Source organism: Candidatus Nitrosocosmicus sp. T, assembly GCF_054408485.1.
The window spans coordinates 1,495,173-1,517,691 of sequence record NZ_CP166992.1 but is presented as its reverse complement, the minus strand read 5'-3'; the positions used below and the strand labels follow the sequence as shown (position 1 = coordinate 1,517,691).

25 protein-coding genes are annotated in these 22,519 nt (G+C 33.9%); 15 read left to right on the top strand and 10 right to left on the bottom strand.

The genetic code is table 11. The features are described 5' to 3' along the window. Positions 1 to 513 precede the first annotated feature (513 nt). Positions 514 to 1,392 carry a hypothetical protein gene (locus tag AB0A59_RS07845; RefSeq protein ID WP_458747516.1) on the top strand — a complete coding sequence of 293 codons (879 nt, stop codon included), beginning with the start codon at positions 514 to 516 and terminating at the stop codon, positions 1,390 to 1,392. Positions 1,393 to 1,836: 444 nt separating this feature from the next. On the opposite strand, the gene AB0A59_RS07840 is transcribed toward AB0A59_RS07845, so the two are convergent. Further along, positions 1,837 to 2,097: a hypothetical protein gene (locus tag AB0A59_RS07840; protein WP_458747515.1), complete on the bottom strand. Its 261-nt coding sequence runs from the start codon at positions 2,095 to 2,097 to the stop codon at positions 1,837 to 1,839. A gap of 485 nt (positions 2,098 to 2,582) precedes the next feature. Continuing rightward, positions 2,583 to 2,843, bottom strand: coding sequence for a hypothetical protein (locus AB0A59_RS07835; RefSeq protein WP_458747514.1), 261 nt, complete (start codon positions 2,841 to 2,843; stop codon positions 2,583 to 2,585). A gap of 393 nt (positions 2,844 to 3,236) precedes the next feature. Here AB0A59_RS07835 and AB0A59_RS07830 point away from each other — a divergent pair, with 393 nt between their 5' ends. Next, positions 3,237 to 3,749 carry a hypothetical protein gene (locus AB0A59_RS07830; RefSeq protein ID WP_458747513.1) on the top strand — a complete coding sequence of 171 codons (513 nt, stop codon included), beginning with the start codon at positions 3,237 to 3,239 and terminating at the stop codon, positions 3,747 to 3,749. A 598-nt stretch (positions 3,750 to 4,347) separates the two neighbouring features. Here the strand turns inward: AB0A59_RS07830 and AB0A59_RS07825 are convergent. Beyond that, the gene (locus tag AB0A59_RS07825; protein ID WP_458747512.1) at positions 4,348 to 5,157 is read right to left on the bottom strand and encodes a TatD family hydrolase; all 810 of its coding nucleotides are present in this window, start codon (positions 5,155 to 5,157) and stop codon (positions 4,348 to 4,350) included. A gap of 74 nt (positions 5,158 to 5,231) precedes the next feature. Here AB0A59_RS07825 and AB0A59_RS07820 point away from each other — a divergent pair, with 74 nt between their 5' ends. Together AB0A59_RS07820 and AB0A59_RS07815 are read left to right on the top strand one after the other, a co-directional pair. Next, the gene (locus AB0A59_RS07820; RefSeq protein ID WP_458747511.1) at positions 5,232 to 6,311 is read left to right on the top strand and encodes an alcohol dehydrogenase catalytic domain-containing protein; all 1,080 of its coding nucleotides are present in this window, start codon (positions 5,232 to 5,234) and stop codon (positions 6,309 to 6,311) included. Between the two features lie 1,082 nt (positions 6,312 to 7,393). Continuing rightward, positions 7,394 to 7,876, top strand: a complete 483-nt coding sequence (locus AB0A59_RS07815) for a hypothetical protein (protein WP_458747510.1) — start codon at positions 7,394 to 7,396, stop codon at positions 7,874 to 7,876. 609 nt (positions 7,877 to 8,485) lie between these two features. On the opposite strand, the gene AB0A59_RS07810 is transcribed toward AB0A59_RS07815, so the two are convergent. Then, positions 8,486 to 8,752 (bottom strand): hypothetical protein, encoded by a 267-nt coding sequence (locus tag AB0A59_RS07810; protein WP_458747509.1) that lies wholly within the window; start codon positions 8,750 to 8,752, stop codon positions 8,486 to 8,488. Between the two features lie 689 nt (positions 8,753 to 9,441). Next, positions 9,442 to 9,588, bottom strand: a complete 147-nt coding sequence (locus AB0A59_RS07805; RefSeq protein ID WP_458747508.1) for a hypothetical protein — start codon at positions 9,586 to 9,588, stop codon at positions 9,442 to 9,444. Between the two features lie 488 nt (positions 9,589 to 10,076). Here AB0A59_RS07805 and AB0A59_RS07800 point away from each other — a divergent pair, with 488 nt between their 5' ends. The 4 genes from AB0A59_RS07800 (at position 10,077) to AB0A59_RS07785 (ending at position 13,297) form a co-directional block, all read left to right on the top strand. After that, positions 10,077 to 10,685 (top strand): hypothetical protein, encoded by a 609-nt coding sequence (locus AB0A59_RS07800; RefSeq protein WP_458747507.1) that lies wholly within the window; start codon positions 10,077 to 10,079, stop codon positions 10,683 to 10,685. Positions 10,686 to 10,819: 134 nt separating this feature from the next. Continuing rightward, on the top strand, positions 10,820 to 11,647 hold the full coding sequence (locus tag AB0A59_RS07795) for a sugar phosphate isomerase/epimerase family protein (RefSeq protein WP_458747506.1): 828 nt from the start codon (positions 10,820 to 10,822) through the stop codon (positions 11,645 to 11,647). A gap of 36 nt (positions 11,648 to 11,683) precedes the next feature. Then, on the top strand, positions 11,684 to 12,658 hold the full coding sequence (locus AB0A59_RS07790) for a UbiA family prenyltransferase (RefSeq protein ID WP_458747505.1): 975 nt from the start codon (positions 11,684 to 11,686) through the stop codon (positions 12,656 to 12,658). 150 nt (positions 12,659 to 12,808) lie between these two features. Further along, entirely contained in the window at positions 12,809 to 13,297 is a 489-nt protein-coding gene (locus AB0A59_RS07785) for a hypothetical protein (protein ID WP_458747504.1), read from the top strand. Between the two features lie 209 nt (positions 13,298 to 13,506). On the opposite strand, the gene AB0A59_RS07780 is transcribed toward AB0A59_RS07785, so the two are convergent. Both AB0A59_RS07780 and AB0A59_RS07775 read right to left on the bottom strand, forming a co-directional pair. Further along, complete coding sequence (locus tag AB0A59_RS07780; protein ID WP_458747503.1) at positions 13,507 to 13,875, bottom strand: hypothetical protein; 369 nt, start codon at positions 13,873 to 13,875, stop codon at positions 13,507 to 13,509. A 93-nt stretch (positions 13,876 to 13,968) separates the two neighbouring features. After that, complete coding sequence (locus AB0A59_RS07775; protein WP_458747502.1) at positions 13,969 to 14,151, bottom strand: hypothetical protein; 183 nt, start codon at positions 14,149 to 14,151, stop codon at positions 13,969 to 13,971. A 681-nt stretch (positions 14,152 to 14,832) separates the two neighbouring features. Here AB0A59_RS07775 and AB0A59_RS07770 point away from each other — a divergent pair. The 4 genes from AB0A59_RS07770 (at position 14,833) to AB0A59_RS07755 (ending at position 18,571) form a co-directional block, all read left to right on the top strand. Continuing rightward, positions 14,833 to 16,299, top strand: a complete 1,467-nt coding sequence (locus tag AB0A59_RS07770; protein ID WP_458747501.1) for an alkaline phosphatase family protein — start codon at positions 14,833 to 14,835, stop codon at positions 16,297 to 16,299. A 66-nt stretch (positions 16,300 to 16,365) separates the two neighbouring features. Continuing rightward, complete coding sequence (locus AB0A59_RS07765) at positions 16,366 to 17,202, top strand: TIM barrel protein (RefSeq protein WP_458747500.1); 837 nt, start codon at positions 16,366 to 16,368, stop codon at positions 17,200 to 17,202. Positions 17,203 to 17,301: 99 nt separating this feature from the next. Beyond that, a complete protein-coding gene (locus AB0A59_RS07760; protein ID WP_458747499.1) occupies positions 17,302 to 17,532 on the top strand; it encodes an Lrp/AsnC ligand binding domain-containing protein in 231 nt (76 codons plus the stop codon). 55 nt (positions 17,533 to 17,587) lie between these two features. After that, entirely contained in the window at positions 17,588 to 18,571 is a 984-nt protein-coding gene (locus AB0A59_RS07755) for an NAD(P)/FAD-dependent oxidoreductase (protein WP_458747498.1), read from the top strand. A gap of 153 nt (positions 18,572 to 18,724) precedes the next feature. Here the strand turns inward: AB0A59_RS07755 and AB0A59_RS07750 are convergent, their stop codons facing one another. After that, positions 18,725 to 18,958: a hypothetical protein gene (locus AB0A59_RS07750; protein WP_458747497.1), complete on the bottom strand. Its 234-nt coding sequence runs from the start codon at positions 18,956 to 18,958 to the stop codon at positions 18,725 to 18,727. A gap of 48 nt (positions 18,959 to 19,006) precedes the next feature. On the opposite strand from AB0A59_RS07750, the gene AB0A59_RS07745 reads away from it, so the two are divergent. Together AB0A59_RS07745 and AB0A59_RS07740 are read left to right on the top strand one after the other, a co-directional pair. Beyond that, positions 19,007 to 19,345 (top strand): hypothetical protein, encoded by a 339-nt coding sequence (locus tag AB0A59_RS07745; RefSeq protein WP_458747496.1) that lies wholly within the window; start codon positions 19,007 to 19,009, stop codon positions 19,343 to 19,345. A gap of 74 nt (positions 19,346 to 19,419) precedes the next feature. Continuing rightward, positions 19,420 to 19,995, top strand: coding sequence for a hypothetical protein (locus AB0A59_RS07740; protein WP_458747495.1), 576 nt, complete (start codon positions 19,420 to 19,422; stop codon positions 19,993 to 19,995). 294 nt (positions 19,996 to 20,289) lie between these two features. Here AB0A59_RS07740 and AB0A59_RS07735 read toward each other — a convergent pair whose 3' ends face one another. Together AB0A59_RS07735 and AB0A59_RS07730 are read right to left on the bottom strand one after the other, a co-directional pair. Continuing rightward, a complete protein-coding gene (locus tag AB0A59_RS07735) occupies positions 20,290 to 20,907 on the bottom strand; it encodes a nitroreductase family protein (protein WP_458747494.1) in 618 nt (205 codons plus the stop codon). 351 nt (positions 20,908 to 21,258) lie between these two features. After that, positions 21,259 to 21,825: a hypothetical protein gene (locus AB0A59_RS07730; RefSeq protein WP_458747493.1), complete on the bottom strand. Its 567-nt coding sequence runs from the start codon at positions 21,823 to 21,825 to the stop codon at positions 21,259 to 21,261. Between the two features lie 215 nt (positions 21,826 to 22,040). Between AB0A59_RS07730 and AB0A59_RS07725 the strand changes: the two genes are divergently transcribed. Then, positions 22,041 to 22,508 (top strand): family 16 glycoside hydrolase, encoded by a 468-nt coding sequence (locus tag AB0A59_RS07725; RefSeq protein ID WP_458747492.1) that lies wholly within the window; start codon positions 22,041 to 22,043, stop codon positions 22,506 to 22,508. The last annotated feature ends 11 nt before the right edge of the window (positions 22,509 to 22,519 follow it).

Below are 22,519 nucleotides of genomic sequence, written 5' to 3'. Positions count from 1 at the left end.
TATAGCTTTATTTGTCTTGGTGCTGATGGATTTTGACTTTTGAGATTCCTTGTAATGTGTGACCCCAAGAAGCTAGTTTGGATATGGATTTCTGGGTTATCCGAATTTTTGATACATATTTGTAGTAAGATTTATTCCAAGAATTTTACGTATTACGTATTGGCCTCTGAATTGCCTTAGGATGGAATAATCAGTGGGCCATCATTAGAATTCTACCTAATTTTATGTTATTAGTTCTCTAACTTTTGATCTTTTACTCGATTAAATCTGAAAACATCATATAGCTAAATGACTACAAATAATAGAGTCTATTTCGTAGAATTATTATAGAATTAGTTTTCTACCGATAGTGGAAATTGGAAAAAGCATCAGAAAAATGGTGATAGTATCCAAAAAGGCTAATATTGTTACAGAACAACCACAAGTGTTCTTCTACTATATAAAAGCAATAGTTCAATTTCAGATAACTTTTTATATATTGTTAACAATCTAATAGTTGGTGAAATACCCACAATGATAAACTTTAACAAATACAAAAATCAAATAACATTTGCAACATTGTTCAGTGTTTTAATGCTGACAATCACTGGCTCACTAGCCAGCATTGGGTTCCAATCCACAGCTGCAACCGTTTCAATCGAAGGTAGTGTCGATGCTGACGGTGGCGATGCTGATGGCGGCGATGGCGGCTCAGGCGGAGACGGCGGAGACGCAGAAATAGAGACTGGTGATGCTGATGGCGGCAACGGCGGAGACGGCGGAGACGCAGAAAGTAAAGACAGTGATGGTAGTGCATTTTCATTCTTTAGCAATGACGAAGATAATGATGACACTGAAGGCGGCGACGGCGGAGACGGCGGAGACGGCGGCAACACTGGCGTTAACCTAGCAGTAGGTGGCGACGGCGGCGAAGGCGGAGACGGCGGAGACGGCGGCACAGGCGGAGACGGTGGCAATGACAATACAGGCATTTCTGGCTTAGGTGCAGACGAAATTGCATCCCTTGGCGAAGATGCTGAAGTAGAGGGTAGTGTTGATGCTGACGGTGGCGATGCTGATGGCGGCGATGGCGGCTCTGGCGGAGACGGCGGAGAAGCAGAAATAGAGACTGGTAGTGCAGACGGCGGCAACGGCGGAGACGGCGGAGACGCAGAAAGCTATGAAGGTGGCTTCGGCAGTATCTTTGACTTCTTTGGAAGTAGTGAAGATAATGACGACACTACAGGCGGCAATGGTGGCAACGGTGGCGACGGCGGCAATAGTGGATTCAACTTTGCCTTTGGTGGCGACGGTGCAGCCGGTGGCGCAGGCGGCAATGGTGGTACAGGTGGTGCTGGTGGATCCGGTAACACTGGTATCGACTTTGACGACTACAGCATAGTAGCTCCATAACCATAAGACAACAAAGTCAAATGAAATAAAAAGTCAATAACCGTTTGGTTATTGACTTTAAGATTTTTTTTTATTTTTAAATAGTTTTTAAAATATGTATTATATTCAAATAGATTTCTTTCTGTTAAGGTATTTCAACTAATTTGAAATTTTTATAGTATCTTTTCTTATGATATCGTTTTTCATCAAAAATACATAATCTATAGATATCCTACTTTCCAGAGAGAATATACAAGTGATTAATAACAATTTCTTATGCTAATTTAATTAGCTACTACATCATTTGCTCGTTTAGGCCTTCATAAAGTATGTTTCAAGTATCTAACTAATTAAAAAGATAAGGATAAGGGAAAAGTACTTGTGAAAAGTTAATTTGTTATGTATATAAAGTAATCACAATAAAAAAAAGATTTTTTATTGATCTAATCATTTATTGATTTTTTCTTAGGGTGATATCAAAGTCTGACCGTCTTGACCGTCTTGACCGTCTTGACCGTCTTGACCGTCTTGACCGTCTTGACCGTCTAGGTTGGAAACATTAGGATCAGCGACTGCAGTTTGGTTGCTATCTAAGAGCTCAGGAAAGTCCAGATACAGGTCTGTTGGTTGAGCAGATAAGCTTTGGTAACCCTGTGAAGAAAATAGTCCCACCATTAAGGAAAAACTCAGTAATGCCGTTATCACCAGTTTGCTACTAATATTCATGATTATCAAGAAAGAAATAACATACATAATATTTCAGCGGTCCATATCAAAACTCTGCCACATTATTATATTAAAATAAATATGTAATGGCGTACTTGCTTCCATCTTTACTCGAGAGGACTATAGTAATAGTCGTAAGACAAAGCAGATACAAAAAGTAAATAACCAAAGCGTACAAACAATCAAGGACGGCAGTTTTCTCGGTACAAGTTAATTCTCTATTCAGTCAAAAAATTTTTTAGCTTACTTGTATTTCATCTCTGTATTTGGGAGTAAAAGAAACAAAGCACCTCCAGCGCGTCATAGCTGTCGAATTACACTTATTCTGGCATGAAGTCAATATAGGAAAGATCAAGGGATGGATGATATACGACTGTTAGAAAATAAGGACATTGAGAAAAAATACTATTAATGTAGATATATGTAAGAGTAGACATAATAACATAGAGAGTAGTCTCTTGCAATTTATCTAAAGAAAATGATAATCATAGAAATGGAAAAAGGAATTCATTAGCGCTGTTACTTATGATCAAAGAATCTAAAACTTTTAGGCATCCAGAGGCGTTGATAATTCTCAAGACAATTTTTTGATTGAGTTGGTCGATTGAATATAATTCTGCATGAACATTATAATAAACGTTAGAAAGAACTCTTCTATCATTGACCACTAGGTCATTTTTCTTGTTGAAAAATATTCTATAACAAAAACGCTCGATGAAAGTAACAACAAAAGGATATAAACTCATTGTGTACCTATAAAAACCTGTTTGAACCTTTTCTGTAATATGCAAAGAAGATAGTTATGGAAATAACACACTATGCTGTCTATATATACATATATTAGAATAATATTTCAAACGAATTGATATTAAAAGATTTAATTCTTAAGTTGATATTGGACAAACCAAGAGATAAAAAATACATGATCTGAGTACCCACATTAAATTCGGTTACTTGGAATTTCTAATATTAGTTAAATACAATAAAATTTATAGTAAAATTTTTTAGAAAAATAGTCTTTCTCTTAGTATTAAAGAGTATCGAGCGTTAATAACTTCTATCAAATATAATACTAGAAAATTATAATGAAAATAACACTCCAAATTGTAATATAATAATAATACACTAAACCTTACGATATGAATCAATTAATCAGTGAAAAAAACATTAACAAAGACAAAAAAATATCTGTAAAGAGCTTTGCCATATTTGGGGCATTAGCATTTGCTCTCTTGGCAACTATGATTCCTTCTTACACTATTGCAAACGCATTCGAACAAAATGCAGGCAGTGGTGGTAACGGTGGAGACGGTGGGGATGGCGGACTCACAGGACTAAATGACGCTGATGGTGGAAACGGTGGTACTGGTGGTACTGGTGGTAACGGTGGTACTGGTGGCGATGGTGGAAGCAACAATACGGGCTTTGAATTTGTTGAACCATTCGATGCACTATTGGCAGAAACTACAGGAATTAGTTTATCAGGTGAGTTATCAGCTGACGGCGGAGATGCTGATGGTGGCGATGGTGGAAACGGCGGAGACGGCGGTGAAGCAGAAATAGAGACTGGTGATGCTGATGGTGGCGACGCAGGTAGCGGTGGCGACGGCGGCAGTGCAATTGCAATATGCAACACATTAGGCTGCATATAACAGACATCAATAAGTAAAAACACTACAAAACAAGCAATCATACCCACACAAAGTAGATTTCATACAATCTACAAATTTTTTGTTTTAAATTATATATTTATGAATTTCTTTACACTAAAGGATTCTGTTCTCATAATGAAATCTTATATCTTGAAATCCTCTATCATTTCTTATTCATAATAATACAAGAGCATCTTCACCACGTCTTCACCATGCGTTGCATAGTTTTCATAATTGCTTTTTATTCAGATTTAAAGAAACATATTTTTTTGTCAAACCACTTAATGTTTCTAATTATGTGAAACTGAAAGGATTTTAAAGTAGATAACCCAAGAAAGCTCCAAAAAGTAGAAAGACGTAGAAATTAATAGTTGATAAAACCTTAACCAAAGAAGGGTTAATAATAATTCCTCAGTATTAGCACAATACTATAGGACATAACCAGTATGAACTACGCTTTAAGAGTGAATATTACACAGCAATTGTTTAAAAAAAATGATCAGCAAATCACACACTAATAGATTTGTTTTTAGTTTAATAGGTTTTCTACCACCTAATGAAATGTATATTTAAATTAATATAGAAATTATGAATAGGATTATGGCTGCCACGTAAAGTTATCTGACTGCCGATAGAATTCGAAAGCATTAAGAAAGGTAACTCTTTCAATATCTGAACCCTTACATGAATTTTTTCTCATTTCCCTTGCAGTTAACGGTACACTTAAGGGATCGGAGATCCCCCAGTCTGCGGCACTATTTACCATAATTTTATGGCTTCCATATTTATTGACAATTTTGATCACGCGGTCGGGAGATAATTTAGTAATTGGGTAAACAGACAGTCCTGCCCATGCACCAAGATCTAATGTCATTTTGATGGTTTCCTCGGTATTATGATCTATTAGAATCTTGTTAAAATCATATTTACCAGTTTCAAAGATTTTTTGCATCCTCCTCATTCCTTCAAGCTTGTTATTATGAGGCAAGTGTATCATAGCTAAAAGATTTTCCTTTTTACAAATATCTAATTGCTTTACAAATAACTCTTCTTCCAAATCGTTAATTAAGTTAAATCCAATTTCACCCAGCGCGACTACCCCTTCGCGTTTTAAAAACTGCTTATCCATCATCACATCCAAAGCGTCTAATGCAAGTGGCCTTTCTACTGATTCTTTTGGATTTACTGAGATGCAAACATAATGATTAATCCCAAATTCTTTTGCTCTTTTTGATTCAAAAGTAATCATATGTTCCCAATAATCAACGAATGTCCCCACGCTAGTCCTTGGTGAACCCAACCAAAATGAAGGTTGAACTATCACTTCTATTCCTGCTACAGACATTTTCTCATAATCATCAGTCGTTCGAGAATACATGTGAATATGGGGATCAAAGTATCGTGTCATACTGACCGTAATGTATCAAATCCATATATATATAACAATTATAACTTTGTTAGAAAGAAAATATTTACAAAGCAATGAAAGCGGCATTTTTTTATGGACCAAACAGAATTAAGATTGAAAATATAGATATGGAGAGCCCTTCAAATGATAATCTTATTCTCAAGGTATTATCATGTTCTGTTTGTAGCTATGATGTAAGAACCTATAGAAATGGAAGTTTTAAAGTCAAGCCACCAATAGTTCTTGGGCATGAAATATGTGCTGAAACCACGGATGAGATCAGAGGAAAAAATTACAAAGTCAAGAATCAAGAAAGGGTATCCATTTATCCTGTAATACCATGCCTTCATTGTTATTACTGTAAGGAAAAAAAATATAATCTTTGTTCTAATCTAAAGGAATTAGGATCTACTGTAAATGGCGGCTTTGCTGAATACATCTTGATCCCAAGAACGGTATTTGAAATTGGAGGTATTGTCCCAGTTTTGGATAATGTAACTAATGAAGAAGCTTCCCTAATTGAACCACTCGCATGTTGTATCAACGGTATAAATCAAATCAAATCACCTGACTTTGATTCTATAGTTATTATCGGAGATGGACCAATTGGATTAATGCAATTAATGTTATTAAAAAGGAAATTTCCCAACACCCAAGTAATAGTAGTTGGAAAAATAAATCACCGACTTGAGATGGCACGACAAATGGGTGCAGATAGAGTCTATGACGTCAACAATGATAGCACTTTCGAACCCATCTCAAAGCTTTCTATGGAACTTAATTGTAGACAATCTCCCAATCTTATTTTTATTTCAAATAATAATCCTACTTCACTAACGTCCGCATGTAGGCTCGCCAATAAGAATGGTAAGATAATGATTTTTTCAGGATTGAAAAATCCTAAATCTAAATCGCGCAATCTTGCTCAAAGTCCCACGATTGATGCGAATTTTATACACTATAACCAAATTGCAGTCATGGGTAGTTTTTCATCTACTCCAGAGAATCTCAAGGAGGCAATGAAATTGGTAGACTCGGGAGAAATAAGCGTCAAAGATTTGATTACCGATACTTTTGAGCTGCAGAAACTTGAGGATGCGATAAAGAATTCTGAATCATTTCGAGGATTAAAGTCCATTATCAACAAGTTTTAAGAAGGATAATTACAGGATCGAATTTGTATGCATTTGGTAGAATTATGAAAAAATGCATAGAAATGAAAAAAAAGATAAACTTCAACTGGATTATCACGCTAGCAATAGGAAGTATCTATTGTTGCAATGCCTTGAGTACAAATATCAATAAATTATTCATAATGTAGCATCCTAATTCAAGGTTTATGTTTATGATGGCCCCAATTATGGTATCAATTCTTTAAAATTGACCTCATTGGACAAATTCTTCAATTCTAAATAGGATGTGGCACACAAGTTTTTAGTTCTAGTTATTTTCTCATTCTAATTTATCACAAGCAACAATTATTATTTCTATAAAAAACCACGATAGGATTATGGTAGTCTAGACCAGATGCTCGGACCTAAATATACGATTAAAACCGCAATAACCGTTAGCCTCGTCATAGTTATTGCAGGTATGACTGTCTTTTTGGTAATACTTACAGGCAGATGCAAATTCGCAACGCTTCGCTTGTATATTATTAGACACTAGATTTATCCTATACAATAGAATCTATTGTAGACAACATACATTAAATAGATGGTCGAAAAGTTGTCAGATAATTTGTGATTAGCAAAATAGCTATAACAGTAATTCATAGATTCACATTTGTGAAACGAGATTCTTATCTCTATATTGATAGATTAATGTAATTTTAGTATTGTATAACTTTGTTATAATTTTTTAATTTCTCTTTACGCTTTTTTGTTTTATTGAATAATATAGAATTATTGTGACTTATTTTGCTGAGCACAATGGGGGCAAAAGCCTGGTTAATAAGCCTTTAAAGTCAAGCAGCATCCACCTGCAGCTTGATTATAGTTACACGATTCTCTAAGTAGCGAACTGCAATTGTAGCTTTATATAATCGACATATGTTTTTGCTGGATGGAGACAGAAATTACTTCTACTACTAGTTATTTTAAAAAGATATTGATAAAACTTTGTGGTTCTTCTTTTCTGATGAACTAGTCTTTATTCTAAGGCAACAAAAATGGATTTGACTAAGCTATATTCGTATTCATAAAATTAATATTCTATTGTGTATTAATAATTAAATATGAATAAATTGATAATCTGTAATTTTCTTGCAATTTTGTTTCTGTTTGTAATCTCCGGTAATCAAAGTAGTTATTCTACCGCAAATAGTTCTGACACTGTAGACTTGGCCGAAAACACTAGTGCAGTTACCAAGGATAGCTATGTTATATATTGTACAACTGACGGTACCTCCGGTCAACTTGGAGAGGAAGGTGAACCTGGAGAGGAAGCAATAGGACGTGCTGGCGGTGATGGCGGTGATGGCGGTGATGGCGGTGATGGCGGTGATAGCGAGTCTACGTGTTGGATAAAAGCTGAAAATATAACAGGTGATAATGAGGATAATAAAATAGCCTTAGAAGGAGGTTCTGTCGGCAGTGGTGTGGATGCAAATGGTGGCTCTGGTGGAGACGGTGGAGACGGTGGAGACGGTGGAGACGGTGGAGACGGTGGAGACGGTGGAGACGGTGGAGACGGTGGAGACGGTGGCTCTGGTAGATAAAATATGCATTAAAAATAATTTACTTTTTCACATTTAGTAAAAGTACAACCTTTTCGACATGATTAAAATACCAAATAATATTTTTCCTTGAAAAGGATGCCTGAGATTTCTGAGACCTGTCTATTTAGCTGGATTTTTCTCCTTGTCATACAAGGTATCAAAGAATGGTAACTGATTCTCTATATGCTTTGACTCGCAGCATCTTATTCACACTGAAAGTAATTGACAACACTTGGTTCTATCCTACTCGGTCCGCATTGCTCTCTGGAAAATGCTTTACTTATAAAAGGAATGAATGTAATGATCAAGATATAAATGCCATTGGTTAAAACGTATGCCTAACTGTAGTAGACAACTGTCTTGCCCTTGTTATATTATAAAGTTCTTCCTATCAAGCTTTTCTTATAAAAGGAATGGAGATTGTGTTAAATAAGTTCAAGTGAAAGAAACATCGTAAACTACTTGACTCGGATTCTATCTATATAGATATAATCTAGCGAAAGTATTTGAATTTTAGAATTTTACACAGACAGAGACTATTAGATTATTAGAATACTAGGACGTACAAAAAATAAAAAGTGGCAATACCATTTTTAAAATAAATGATATCTATTGTTGACCAGCAGCGTTGTTACCGTCGTTTAAGTTAGCTGTAAAGGCTAAGTTGTTACATGAAGCTATTGTTTTACCTAGTTCGGAAAAACAACTTGAATCTTGTCCTGTAACTGAAGATTGTTCTAGAAGCTGTACTGACTCATTTGATTTCTTATTTTTTCCGCCTGCATATGCCATGTTATCTCCGTAGGTTACTACTGAACCAATTAAGGCTGCAGCAATAAATATTGACAAAACTGACAAGGAAATTTTTTTATTCATTGATAAGTTAACTTCAATATTCTATAAGTGAATTGTTTAATTCAATTCTGAAATAATCTTACTATAATTAATTCTAAGATAGCATATATCCATAAAAGCAATTGCCTCAACCACAATTTTCTATTGATATGGTCTTCTAGCTTATCTATGACATTTGTGATGATGATCGCATTATATTTGATATTCAATATTTGATCTCTTGACTTTAAGGCATAGCTTGAAAAAGATAATAAATTGGAAAAATAGCCAGAGAAAAAAACATGCAATGTTCTTGTTAGAATTTTTCCTCTCCTTGTATAGATGCTATAATATTTTACGAACCGTTTGGAGATCGTGTTTTCTGCTTTAAATAATATTTTAACGTTATCTCATCATTCTGGTCATTTCTTCTTTTGATAACTTTTCTTTTCTACATTCTGTATCATTACTTATTTTCTCTCTAGACTTTTTCATGTGGGTTGTCATATGATTGTCTATAAAACGGCTTACATTCTTGTTAGGAAAAAGGAGATCACTGCTAATGGAGATTACTCCATATGATTAGCTAGAGCATTAAATGATTAAATTCATCAGCTTCTTAGGAACAAAATCTCTTCGTTTATTGATGTTGTATTTGGATAATTTTAGATTGATAAAGCATTAATTAATCCACAAAATTCATTTGAAAAATCAAAATATAAAAAAGAAGTTTAAGATACTCCACTAGGTTGTTTGTGTTCCGAATGCTCAAGCTTCATATGTTCTTCTTTTTCATCGTTATTGGCAAATGTAATTCCGCAAAGGTGGCATGTCTTATCAGAAGATGTATTACTAGATGGTTCAGCAGCTGTCCCCATATCAATCATATACAATAGTTATAGATATAAGCATTAATTAACCCGCAAAAGGTGAGGTACCTCCCTCGAGAGCTTCCAATCATGTAATATGTTATACTAAAATAGATTTTTTTTATTTTCTAAATTTTAACCTTTTTAAGAAAAATTTCTTCCTGCAAATCGAAAGTAGTTACTTATCTTACAATTTAGAATTGTGTGTTTAATTCCAAATCCTATGCTAAGAAAGAATATTCGCTTTTCTTTAAGTAATTATTCATTCATTCAAATCTTTAACAGCTATAGCATTTTGCATCTGCAACTGCATTCGGCAAGCTTTTTTAATACGAGCCTTTGTTTAGTCCTAAAACCATTAATTAACATTTCATCTATATATCCTATCCATTGCTTTTGCATTTGTTATGAGAATATATTTATCAGTTTTTTCAATCCAATGAGTGTAAATACTAGAGATATTTAGTTTTATATTGGACAAGGTAGGAAATTGAAAAATGGATTCGATCAAAGATAATGATAATGATGGATCTGATTTAGACCCTAAAGATGATGCACGGATAACAAAAAAATTCTTAATAGAAATAGTTGGAAAGTTTAAAACTACTTCTACAATAGAGCTTTCAAATTATGAAGAAGCCTTAGAATTATTTAATCAAAAGTCAAAAGAGGGTAAAAATCTAATACTTTATGAGATCCACAAGTCATTAAATGATGGATCGATAGTCAAAAAAGTCCCGGTCCTTAATACATCAAAGCATGCAGAAAGAATGCGCGCTCTCCAAGAAGAATTAAAAGAATCTACGCCTGCAATTAACGGAACTGGTAATGCCCCAGTTTCTGCATCATCCTCATCCTCCACGCCAGTTCAGAAAGGTAAAGTAACACTTGCATCTATGAAATATAAAATAATAATTCTTGCTTCTGTCGTAGCTGGATTTATACTTCTACTATTTATCCTAGATATCATTGCAGGTGGGGGAAGCGGAAATATGTCTGGTCATTTAGTTGCTTTTGAGGGATTGCAGAACTATGTACAAACTGCAAAAAATATTCATTATGATTTCAACTATCATGATTTTATTTCGATATATTTTCTGCTTTAATTTTTGATCAACTCATGTTTCTCTTACAAGTCTTTTTTTTGGATAAGAGAGTGTTTATGGGTCTAAATATGAAGAGACGAAGCTCTACCATAATTACTACATAACTATTTAACTCTACAAAAATAATTTTTTTTATGAAATTTGCATTCAGCACTAACGCCTTTACCAACTATTCTTTAACGCAATCAATCAAAGAAATAGCAAATATAGGTTATGATGGAGTCGAGATAATGTGTGATGTGCCTCATGCATATCCCCCAAATATGGATGCAGCCAAAATAAATGAATTAAATAAATCTCTAATTTCCAATAAAATGCAAATTTCCAATCTAAATGCTTTTACTCTTTTTGGCCTAGGGGATACATATCATCCTTCTTGGATAGAAAATAGCAAAATAGACAGAAACCTAAGAATCAAACATACCATTGATTGCATTAACCTCGCAGAAAAACTTGGTGCAAAAAATATCTCGATTGAACCAGGCGGGCCCGTTGATATCCCTAACAACAGAGAAAAGTATTTGGAACTTTTTGCAGCAGGAATAAGAGAGATTTTGCCTCAAGCAGAAAAAAAGAAAATAAAAATATTAGTAGAGCCTGAACCCGAACTGTTACTTGAAACTTCAGTTGAATTTTTGGATTTTATGAAGGATTTTGATTCTGATTATTTGAAATTAAATTTTGATATTGGACATTTTTACTGTGTTAATGAAGACCCTAGTACTTTGATTAGCAGGCTCGCAGAATACATCGAACATTTTCACATGGCAGATATAAAAGACAGGAAACATTACCATTTAATACCTGGACTAGGATCGATTGATTTTAAAAATGTTTTCGAATCTATTGAGAAGATAAATTACAATGGATATGTCACAGTTGAACTTTATCCGTACAAGAATAATCCAATCGGGGCCGCATCAGCATCTATGAACTTTCTTAATTCGATTTCCAATTCATGAGAGATTTAAAATATTGTTAATAATCATTGAATAAAGATGTTTCAAAGTCCATATTTTCAGCTCTTTAGGATTTCCAATATTTTTACAGTCCCTCCAGACATTATCATAGGTTTTTTGGCAGTATCGATTTACTTTGGTCCATCCATAGGCTATAGTGTTTCTGATCTCGTTACCTTGATTTTTTCATCTGTTTTTTTATATATTGGTGGACTTGTTTTAAATGATTTATTTGATATAAAAGTTGACAGACTCGAGCGTCCAAATAGACCTTTACCTTCAGGAAGAATAAAAAAAGGAAAAGCAATTCAAATTACTGTTCTACTCTTTAGTGTCGCACTGGCGCTTGCATCAATTGTCAATACGACGGCTCTTGGAATTTCGATGTTATTGATTGCAGGGATTGTTACATACAACTATAAAATAAAGAATGGATATTTTAGACCGTATTTAATGGCTGCAATACGTGCATTAAACGTTATCTATGGAGCCAGTTTTATTTTTGATATTCCGATCACAAGTGCAGTTAGCGGCGAGCAGGTAGTGACACCAACTTCGGATTATAATCCTTGGGTGTTGCTCGTAGTGGTAGCTTCCACTGTTTATTTTCACATATTTATTTTGACGTCTATTAGTAAAAGCGAGACAGCTCAGGAATTTTCAAAAAATAAAATCAAACAAGATATTCAAAATATCAAAATTATTTATCTCATCTTATTGATAATCTCTGTTTCGATCGCTATCATATTTACCCCGTATAAGCTGGATTTTTTACTCTTTATCTTGTTGTATTTATTTTTGATTAATCTGTTATTCAATAGGGCCTTAAAGAAAGCAAACGATCAGGGTCAGGACCCAGCAGTCATACAATTTGTGGTAAAAAACATGTTGATTTTACTAATAGTACTTGATTCTGCATTCATCGCGGGAGTAGCCGGCATACTTAGCGGATCCATTGTAACAATGCTTACGCTTCCCTGTTTAGTATTGAGCAAAAAAATTAGCATGACCTAGATACGAGGTAAAGAATAAAGAATTTATTAATTTCGGATATACAAAAGGTAGGAGATGTGAATAATGCGATTCGGCAAGATAATAAGAGAAACTGCCAATAACTTGATTTACAAATTCTTTTAAATAGGTATTTACGAAGGGTATATAGCAATGAATGGATCCATTTCTTTGAAATTAATAGTGACCTTATGCTGCTGCTTTGTAACTCTTGTTTTTATTATAAATGCATCTTTAAATGATTTAGACAGTCATGCTTCTCCTGTTATCCCTGAAAAAAATTCAACATTTTCAAATTCATCGGAAACTGATTCTAATGATACTCCAGCTACTACAATTATAATCCCAACAGGGGGTTCAACTGTAACTCAAGTATCTAGTAGTAGTAACAATAATAATGATACTGTCTTTGCGATACAAAGTAATAATGATACAATTAATGAAACTCAAAATAATAATGTTAGCAATCTTGTTCCTAACAATAATACCATATCTGATCCTCAGCAAAGAGGAAAATACTTGGTAGATGATAACGGCGTACATTATTATAATATCAATAATTGCAGTGAAAAGAAGGGGTCATCAGGTATCGGAAATATGTCAGAATGTGAAGATGCCGAGAAGGAAATGAGTGAAGACTAAAAAAAATATGCTTTTTTTATCGAATTGGAAAGTATAAATAATTTCAAAATGGTTACTTGTTTAACTATCTATAGTGATGTAAAAGATGTTCTAACAAAAATATGACATAGTTCTGATGATATAGCGGATTATGATGTTGAAGTTGTTATAAATCTGGAAGAATCTTATTTCATCGTGACAACAACAATATTGGATAATAAAACATCTTCCTACGTACTTAAATTGTCACTTTTAAGATTGCTGAGTGTGTTTTTTTGTCTAAAGGCCATTATTCCTGCTATTACAAATAATACCAGAGCTGGTATTGCAAACCATTGAATGAGCGCAAAAAGGATTACACCGCAGGCTATTAAAATGCCTCCAACAATTTTGGTATTTTTAACCTTAAAGGCTGCAACAATAGCACCTATGTTTATTGCTATTATAGCTATCGCAATTAGTAATGCCCAACCAACAAAAAGTGCCAGTATTGGTATACCGATAAAGCTATTTATCAGAAAATACAAAAAGAGTCCTATAAATGGAATTATAAGTCCCAAAATAGCAGTAATGATGGTTAGTTTTTGATAGCCTTTCATATTTTGGTATATACGGAAAGGTAATTAAGGTATGATCCTATTCTCTTTTTTTCTTCTTACTTGAATAATTACTATTCCAACTAAGCCATTTTACTAAATTGAATGTATTATATAACAGAGCGTATCCTGTTGAAAGTTGAAAGTTGAAAGTTGGGCGGCATTTAAGATGCCACCCTTTTTTCCATCGCTATGCCAATCGAGGTATAATGTGATGCCCGCCATCCTTTCAACAACTTCCAGAGTTTCCAGACCTGTATTGGTTTGAAGGTAAGACATTAGTGAATCAAGCAAGGGATTTGGATTTTGTTTTTGCTTGACAACAATGCTTTATTAGATGCAATATTAGGTTAACCTAACTATAATATAAATAATTTGTTGATTATCAAGAATAATAATAATCCGTCCTTCTTTTCAGGTATGTGCTGACTATGGCTTCTATTACTTTTAAATGGCACAGGGAATGTCGATGCCGATGAAAATCAAATCATTCACTAATTATAAATAAGAAATGGCATTATCTCATATATATGGCAAAATGTCCATCTTGCAAGGAATTAATTAATTTAAGTGAATTGATAACGGAAGAGTTTGAGGATGGGGACTTGTTGTTCAAGTTCTTAGGTTTGAGTTGTCCCAAGTGTGAGACTCTATTGAAAATACAAAAGATTGACTAAAACGCGCACGCGCGTATAATCTGTTACAAACCAGTTTCGAATCCGTCATTAAGGCATCTGTATTTAATTTTCTACCTAATCAGTCATTATTGTTTTTTTCAGAGCGGCGAATAATAATCAATTAGATAAACTCCAGTAGTTAGTTATTACTTTGAATAATCTAAGCAAAGTAATCTGTACATTATTGGATATCATTAGCTAAGAATACAAAGAACGCAGTCAAAATTGTTAAAACGCAATTTTCTATTGATTCATAAATCCTATTGCTAACAGATTATGTTGCTTGACAAACAACAATAATAATAATAGTTCAAAATATTTTATTATCCTAGATATTGTAGGATTAGATGTTTCTCATCTAGATTCTTTCTCTCAAAAATATCCTAATATCTCAAGTTTGTTTCAAAATAATGGTGAATATGGGTATATGAAGCCCGTATTTCCATCAGTAACATGTACAGTGCAAGCAAGTATTTTGACAGGAAAATATCCAAATGAGCATGGTATTATTTCAAATGGATTTTTTGATAGAGAAAACATGCAAACATTATTCTGGGAACAATCTACTAATTTGGTTCAGTCTAAAAAAATCTGGGATACTATAAAAAACAAAAACAGCATGCTTAAAACAGCCATGTTATTCTGGCAAAATTCGATGTATTCAAACAATGATTATGTTATTACCCCTCGTCCCATTCATTTAGAAAACGGTCAGATGGATATGTGGTGTTATTCAAAACCCGTAAACTACTATGAGTCGATTATCAAAGAGGCAGGCGAGTTCAATTTAATGAATTATTGGGGCCCATTTGCATCTATAAAGTCATCTGAATGGATAACAAAATCAGTACAGTATACTATAGCAAATCATTATCCAAATTTGATACATGCATATTTTCCCCAACTAGATTATAGCGCACAAAAATTCGGTAAATCTAGCCCTCAGGTGACTGAGGATTTAAAGCAAATAGATACCTGTGTTGGCAATATCATAGAGACTGTTAAGCAAGCCGGGTTATTTGATGATATTCATTTTCTTTTGCTGTCTGAATATGGATTCAACGATGTCGTTGATGCAATACCAATTAATAGGATTTTAAGAGAAAAGGGATTACTTCAAGTAAGAACGATAAAAGGAAAAGAATACATTGATTATGAGTTTAGCGATGCCTTTGCGATGGTAGATCACCAAATAGCACATATTTATCTAAATAATAGTAGTAACAGTATAAACAAAGCAAAAATTAAGAGTGCGCTTGAAGATGTTTCTGGAATTGATAAAGTCTGCGATGTAGAAGAAAAGAAAAAACTTTACATTGATCACCAAAGAAGTGGCGATCTCATCGCCATTGCAGAAAAAGATAAATGGTTTAGTTACTACTGGTGGTGGTCGGAGTCGGAAGGAGGATATGAACACCAAGACAACAACAAAAAAATCTCAAACTCAGATATAGGTAGATTTGATGAGAATAGCAAAGCACCTAGCTTTACTAAAACAGTGGATATTCACAGAAAACCCGGATATGATCCCCTCGATCTCTTTATAGATCCGCAAAAAAAATGCATATCTACAGACACACGGTTAATCAATGGATCTCATGGACGACCACATAATATTGAATCGGGCGAAGGATTATCGGCCTATGTATCTAGCAAAAAAATTAGAAATGTTAAAAAGGATAGTTTTAATGGGCATTCAGTAATAAATTGCCTAGATATTTTTGATGTCGTGAGAAAGAATTTTGAATAATAAGGTAGGAAAATTATTTTGGACATCAACAGTATATAATCGAGTATAAAAATCTAGGTAAAAGAATTGACATTCTCCTATTCTATCACCTTATCTTCTTTTTTAAATATACAAAAAAACGATACAGAAACATTGGAGAACCTAACGCAGTTAGGCTTGACTGAGTTCGAACTATATGGAGAACCCGATAATATTGACTGGAAAAATTTCAAGGATATTCTAAATTCATTTGACGCAAAGGTAGTAGGCATCACAGGCATGTGGGGTAAGTCTAGTCCAAATGGATGGAAAAGGCGATTATTAAGTAATGATAACTCAATGGTAAAATATGCAGAAGACTATGTATCAAATTGTATTAGATTATGTAACTACTTTGGAGGAGAACGAATCAATATTTGCTTGTTTTCTGATCCTATTAATTCTTTTGACGTAACTCATAGAAACGTTACCAAAGATAATAAGATCAAGGCTTTGAGAGGTTGTGCGCCTTTGCTGAACCGTCTCTTAAAAAATGCAAAAGATGAAAATGTTTCCTTGATGGTTGAACCCCTCAATCGTTATTCTACACCTTACTGTTGTACTTATTCAGATGTAATACCTTTGATTGAAAGATGTGATTATCTAGAACTCATGTTAGATACTTTTCACATGAATATTGAAGAAGATTCATTTGAGCAGACGATTTTAAATTCTCAACCTACTCTTTCTCATATGCACTTTGCTGATAACAACCGAAAGATGCCTGGATTTGGTCACATTGATTTTGATACAATAGTTAAAGCATTAAAAAATATTTCATACAAAGGCAAAATTAGTTTCGAGCCTATAATTTCAGATAGAAATTATTTTTCTTCTGTGAAATCTGGAATGGATCATGTAAAAAAACTTGATTTGAAATATTAAATATATAAAAATTCTGAAAATGATAACCATCTATTCAGAATACATATTACATCGCATCAATCTTTATTAGTAAAGGCAATACCATAATTACAGATTATTTTGAGTGAAGCCTATGTGTTATTGAATGTTAATTACAAGAAACAATCCAATGTAATAGATAAATTAAAAGAATTATCAACTGTTAAAGCGGTAAAGTCTGTATATGGAATTTATGATTTAGTTGTTATTTTTGAGTCAGATAATTTGCAGCAAGTCAAAAGTGAAATAGACGAGAGGTTACCTCTTATCGACGGAGTAGAGAACATGACCGCTTTGATATCTGTGTCTTGAAAGAAATTGAGAGTTCTTTGTTATAAATAATAGAGTAATGGAGAAATGAGCAAGATTGACAATTGAAGAATATGAGGTTATCATCGTAGGTGCAGGTCCATCTGGACTTTCCGCAGGCATATTTGTTGCAAGACAGAGAACCAAATGTCTTTTAATTTCAAAGGATTTAGGAGGACAGATGAACCTGATTCCTAAACTTGAAAATTATCCTGGAACTATAATGTCTAGTGGCCCGCTTCTTGCTAAAACCTTGGAAAATCAATACTTAACATTTAATGGTGAAATGACTTTTGATACTGTAGAAAAGGTTGATCAAGTCGAAGAAACTACCAGCCTGAAGATAAAAACTGGACGTTCAGAATATCTTACAAAGGCACTGATTCTTGCTCCAGGTAAAGTTCCAAACAATTTAGGTGTACCAAATGAAATCCAGTATCAAAATAAAGGTGTTCACTACTGCACAAAGTGTGATGCACCATTTTACCAGGGTAGGACAACAGCAACTGTTGGTGTCGGAGGCTATCTTTTAGAATCAGGAATATTGTTGTCTAGAATGGCTTCAAAAGTATATCTAATTTATCGTGGTGGTCAGCTGGGAGGTGACAAAGATATGATTGAATCTATTAAAAGGAAAAGCAATGTGGAACTGGTCCCCAATAGTTCTGTTACCCTAGTTTCAGGAAACAACTCTTTGCAGCAAATCCAAATCAAAGACAATAGCGGAGCAGAGAAAATGATAGATGTTGATGGTTTATTTGTCGAAATGGGGTCAAAGATAAACCTAGATTTTGTAAAACATCTTATCAAACTTAACACGAAAGGGGAGATAGAGGTTACTGATGGAGGTAAGACCACCCACCCCGCCATTTTTGCATCTGGAGATGCAACAAACATTCCCTATAAGCAGATCGTGGCTGCGTGTGGGGATGGCGCAGCTGCAGGCATTTCTGCATTTAACTATATTGAAAAATTAAAAGGGAAGCCAGGCATTCGTTCTGATTGGAAGAAAACTATCGGAGACACCGTGTTCCATTATTAAGGAGGTGTAATGTTCTCTCTTACTTTCTTCTTTCCTTTTTTCTTTCCTTCCTCTTCTTTGGAATAACCTCAAATATCTAGATACATCCCTGAGTTATTCTTCAAAATAAAATTTTCATATCTTAATACTATGTAGACTTGGCTTCAAATCGAATTAAAAACGATCTTTGTTCTCCAGATAATTAGTCAGATTCATAGAATAAAATTTCTTTAGTGAATCAGCATCCCTTTTGTATTCATCAAAAACGATAAATAATGTAAATTTAATAAACTCCTCAACATCGTCTGAACTTATTGCATTTGAATTAAACAATTCTTCAATTATGGTTTTCAATCTAGTTATCTTTTCTTCCTCTAAGTTAATTCTAATGCTTGTAGATTCTGTCATTTAGGTTATGTACTTGTTTAGATATTTATCCTAATCTCGGTGAATTTGTTGCAAAACAAAAAGTACAAGGTTGAATTTTATCAGAGTGCATTGCAGGCACGTTTGTCAACTCTGATCCACAAGGAAGCGTTCTTTTCTTTTTGCATGAGCAATCAATACCAAAATACAACTTTGAATTTAAGATGTTTCGAGGATAAATTCATTCTAGAGATCACACGCACCACAACTGACCTATCTAAATCCCGCAATAATAACAAAAAGACACTTAATAAAAATAAATGGAGGACCCCTATCCTCAGAAGAAAGAAAAATCGTTATCAGAAACGACCGGATATTCTGACTCACAAGGACCGAATGGTTGATTCCATAAGAAGAATTAATCAATAAATTCACTTAGCAATTTTTTACTGCTACATTCTTCAAATTTTATATTAATTATAAAAATTAAATTCTAAATGTCTATGACCAGTACTAAAAGTTTTTCTACAAAAAACGCAGGTGTTCTAGTAGTAGCAGTATTTTCTATAGTAGCGTCACTTGGACTCAGTCAAGTGTCTTCTGCCATGGCCCTAAATGAATTATTCAATTGTGACACAGAGGTTGCTAATGAGTCTAGTGATTTTGACATGAAGGATGCAGCGTCATGCAATGATGATGACAACGAAGAATCAAGTAATTCGGAATCTAATTCTAATGATAACGTCGCTGTATCTTCAAACGATGATGAAGAAGATAATGAAATTAATGGTGCCGAAACTAAGACTGACGGGGTACTAACAACAGGTCCTGCAGTGGCATCACCGGATGATAACATCATAAAACCAATCAACTTGAATAAGGGCGGAGAATCAGACGAGCCTCTTGAGGTTAATGGTGTTAATAACAAACAATCAGCCGACTCTGTATCAAAACAAGTATTTGAAGATGAAATGGATTTGAGCGATCAATTAAACAAGAATACTGATACTGAAGTTTCCGAATTATACGAATCATTCGACTTACCTTATACAGCAATCTATAAAGAACCACTGAACTAATAACTCACCCACCTCTCTCGTCTAAATTTTTTTTTTTCTTGAAATTTTTTTATTTATATCATGTATACTAATCCAAAATATAACTTGTTTATCCTCTGAACAGTTTTTCACTTATCCAATGAAATTAAAATATTTCTGTCCAATTACTAAAAACACCGAATTGACCACCGACTGACAGACTGACCGGCCAACCTACCACGACTTGGACAATCATTTGCATAATACCAGACCGTCACTCTTTCCTCCTTCTGCTCCTAATCTCAACTAGTGGAGGTGGTTTTGAGAAGGATAAATTTAGACGGTATGTATTAGATCTGTAAGATTTCTCTTTGGTTTGGGTATTAACATTTTCTTTGGATAACCCATACATAAGACTGAAGTGGGCTCAAATTCAGTACCGATTACTTCTCTTAACATATGTTCATTGAACATGCCTATCCAAACGGAGCTTAGTCCTAAAGCATGTGCAGCTAATTGGGCATAACCAGCAGCAAGCGCGGCGTCTTGGATTGAAAATTTATGCAATATCTCAGGATGGAAGTTTAATTTAATTCTAGACGGATTAGAACAAAATACCAACACTAATGGAGCATTGACGTAAGGCTGGTTGTTAGCCGCTTTGACTAGATTTTGTTTTACTTGAGGATTTTTAATATGATATATCTCAAAACCCTGAAATCCACCTGCATTGGGAGCTGTATCAGCTGCCGCAAATATTATATCTATTTTCCAGCTTTCTATTTCCTTTTCTTCAAATTTCCTTTGTGATCGACGATTTAGCATAACATTAAAAATATTACTACTTAAAACATCATCGACTGCTGAATTTTCTTGTGGACTTGGTTCCTTTGGATAAACTTTTGGGAGTATATCAGATGGAAACATACTTTCCAAAATTCTATTGTCTTCCAATATTCAACTAAAACATTAAGTTATTAAAAAAGATTCTAGATTGAGCAAAAGAATTTGCTTTTAAAATTCATGCTGAATTGATTAAATAAAGTGATTCTTTTGCTGTTATAATAACAGCAGAGTCGTTCCGTATTTGGGAAAAATGTTCGGTTGGGTTTCTTGTATTTTTTTATTCTTACCATCCCTTCATAACACACATATCTATTTTTATTGACATAAGCGGGGATCCAAATTCCTTCAGCTTAGTTCTGAACTAAATACTAAATGTGCTCAATATTTACCTTACATGTTTTTTATTGAGCTACTATAGACATAGTTTAAGAGGTTAAAATTATTTGGAATTTAATGATCCTACCGTGGTATGAAACCACGATACCTTTCTTTGTTTCTGTCTTTAAGATACAGAATTATACCAATAATAAAACTCACTAATCCTGCAATAAATAATATTACTCCTAAAACCAGACCTCCGAAACTAGTAAAGTCTAGCTCACCATTTTCCTTTAAGAATGGCAAGTTGCCAAAGAATAGATAAACTGTGGCTTTATCATTTTGATCCATATTTGACACCGAGAATTCATACCTTCCAGTGGAATTCGGATCTATAGTAGAAAAATAGGTTTTTTGGAATGAAGAATTAGATACTATTTCTCCATCAGGATCAGTTACCATTTCATTAAGTACTATCTCATCATTGTCTAAAGAATCAATCGTAATTGTAAGGAGCTTATCGGTAGAATTAATAAAAATACTAGAATTAAAGGACGTTAAAGGATTAAGGGTAATTTGATTAGTAGAGAGACTTTGGTTATTCTGAATGAACATACTGCTAAATGACATTCCCCATACAAAGAATACTATTATTGAGGAAAGAAATAGCGCGCCAGATACAATTAAAGCTTTAAATCCTCTTTGCATTTGAATTGTATTTCATTGAAGGATCCTTTAATATAATCTTGTTGTGAGCACCCAATTAAAGTTAAGTTCAATCTTGTGCATATCAAATCGGAGTCTGATCTCAAAAATCCAGATATGTTATATATGGTAGAGAACAAGGAATCTTTAATTCCTTAGTAAATCCATAAAAAAGTTCCAAAAAAAGGCGCCCTTGTCAGATTGTAAAAATTCATAAAATGTATATAATATTAACACATAAAGAAGTAAAGTCTACAGACAAATTTTGTGATTTTGAAATGGAGTTTGATATAAATACTTTAAAACAATTGCGACAAAACTATCAACCCGATGTATGGGAAGTAGGCTGGCTAGAGTTTAGATATGTGGACAGATTTCACCATTATTCCCTATTGTTTAAGCCAAACAGACTTGAGCTTGGAAAGAAAGATTGTGACACCTGCACAGATCCTGTGGATGGTCAAAAATTCCTAGTAAAAAAGTCTACCCCAACGTTGAAGCTGAACACTTGGGATAAAATAAATGTACTTATGACTGACAATCATATCAAGGTATACGTCAATAACAACGTTGTAATTGATTCTGTTAATAAAGGGATGACTCCAAAGTTGGCTTCTGACTCGATAGCAATGTACTCGGAGGATGCCTATGTGTCATACAATAACATGATCGTTTCTCCCAAATAAACGTGAGAAAC

Coding starts and splice junctions, on each gene's coding strand:
- AB0A59_RS07730 (WP_458747493.1), bottom strand. CDS start 21,825: ATGCAAAGAGGATTTAAAGCTTTAATTGTATCTGGCGCGCTATTTCTT.
- AB0A59_RS07835 (WP_458747514.1), bottom strand. CDS start 2,843: ATGAGTTTATATCCTTTTGTTGTTACTTTCATCGAGCGTTTTTGTTAT.
- AB0A59_RS07750 (WP_458747497.1), bottom strand. CDS start 18,958: ATGACAGAATCTACAAGCATTAGAATTAACTTAGAGGAAGAAAAGATA.
- AB0A59_RS07800 (WP_458747507.1), top strand. CDS start 10,077: ATGGATTCGATCAAAGATAATGATAATGATGGATCTGATTTAGACCCT.
- AB0A59_RS07810 (WP_458747509.1), bottom strand. CDS start 8,752: ATGAATAAAAAAATTTCCTTGTCAGTTTTGTCAATATTTATTGCTGCA.
- AB0A59_RS07740 (WP_458747495.1), top strand. CDS start 19,420: ATGACCAGTACTAAAAGTTTTTCTACAAAAAACGCAGGTGTTCTAGTA.
- AB0A59_RS07795 (WP_458747506.1), top strand. CDS start 10,820: ATGAAATTTGCATTCAGCACTAACGCCTTTACCAACTATTCTTTAACG.
- AB0A59_RS07815 (WP_458747510.1), top strand. CDS start 7,394: ATGAATAAATTGATAATCTGTAATTTTCTTGCAATTTTGTTTCTGTTT.
- AB0A59_RS07790 (WP_458747505.1), top strand. CDS start 11,684: ATGTTTCAAAGTCCATATTTTCAGCTCTTTAGGATTTCCAATATTTTT.
- AB0A59_RS07775 (WP_458747502.1), bottom strand. CDS start 14,151: ATGTCTTACCTTCAAACCAATACAGGTCTGGAAACTCTGGAAGTTGTT.
- AB0A59_RS07805 (WP_458747508.1), bottom strand. CDS start 9,588: ATGGGGACAGCTGCTGAACCATCTAGTAATACATCTTCTGATAAGACA.
- AB0A59_RS07845 (WP_458747516.1), top strand. CDS start 514: ATGATAAACTTTAACAAATACAAAAATCAAATAACATTTGCAACATTG.
- AB0A59_RS07725 (WP_458747492.1), top strand. CDS start 22,041: ATGTATATAATATTAACACATAAAGAAGTAAAGTCTACAGACAAATTT.
- AB0A59_RS07830 (WP_458747513.1), top strand. CDS start 3,237: ATGAATCAATTAATCAGTGAAAAAAACATTAACAAAGACAAAAAAATA.
- AB0A59_RS07840 (WP_458747515.1), bottom strand. CDS start 2,097: ATGAATATTAGTAGCAAACTGGTGATAACGGCATTACTGAGTTTTTCC.
- AB0A59_RS07785 (WP_458747504.1), top strand. CDS start 12,809: ATGAATGGATCCATTTCTTTGAAATTAATAGTGACCTTATGCTGCTGC.
- AB0A59_RS07825 (WP_458747512.1), bottom strand. CDS start 5,157: ATGACACGATACTTTGATCCCCATATTCACATGTATTCTCGAACGACT.
- AB0A59_RS07780 (WP_458747503.1), bottom strand. CDS start 13,875: ATGAAAGGCTATCAAAAACTAACCATCATTACTGCTATTTTGGGACTT.
- AB0A59_RS07820 (WP_458747511.1), top strand. CDS start 5,232: ATGAAAGCGGCATTTTTTTATGGACCAAACAGAATTAAGATTGAAAAT.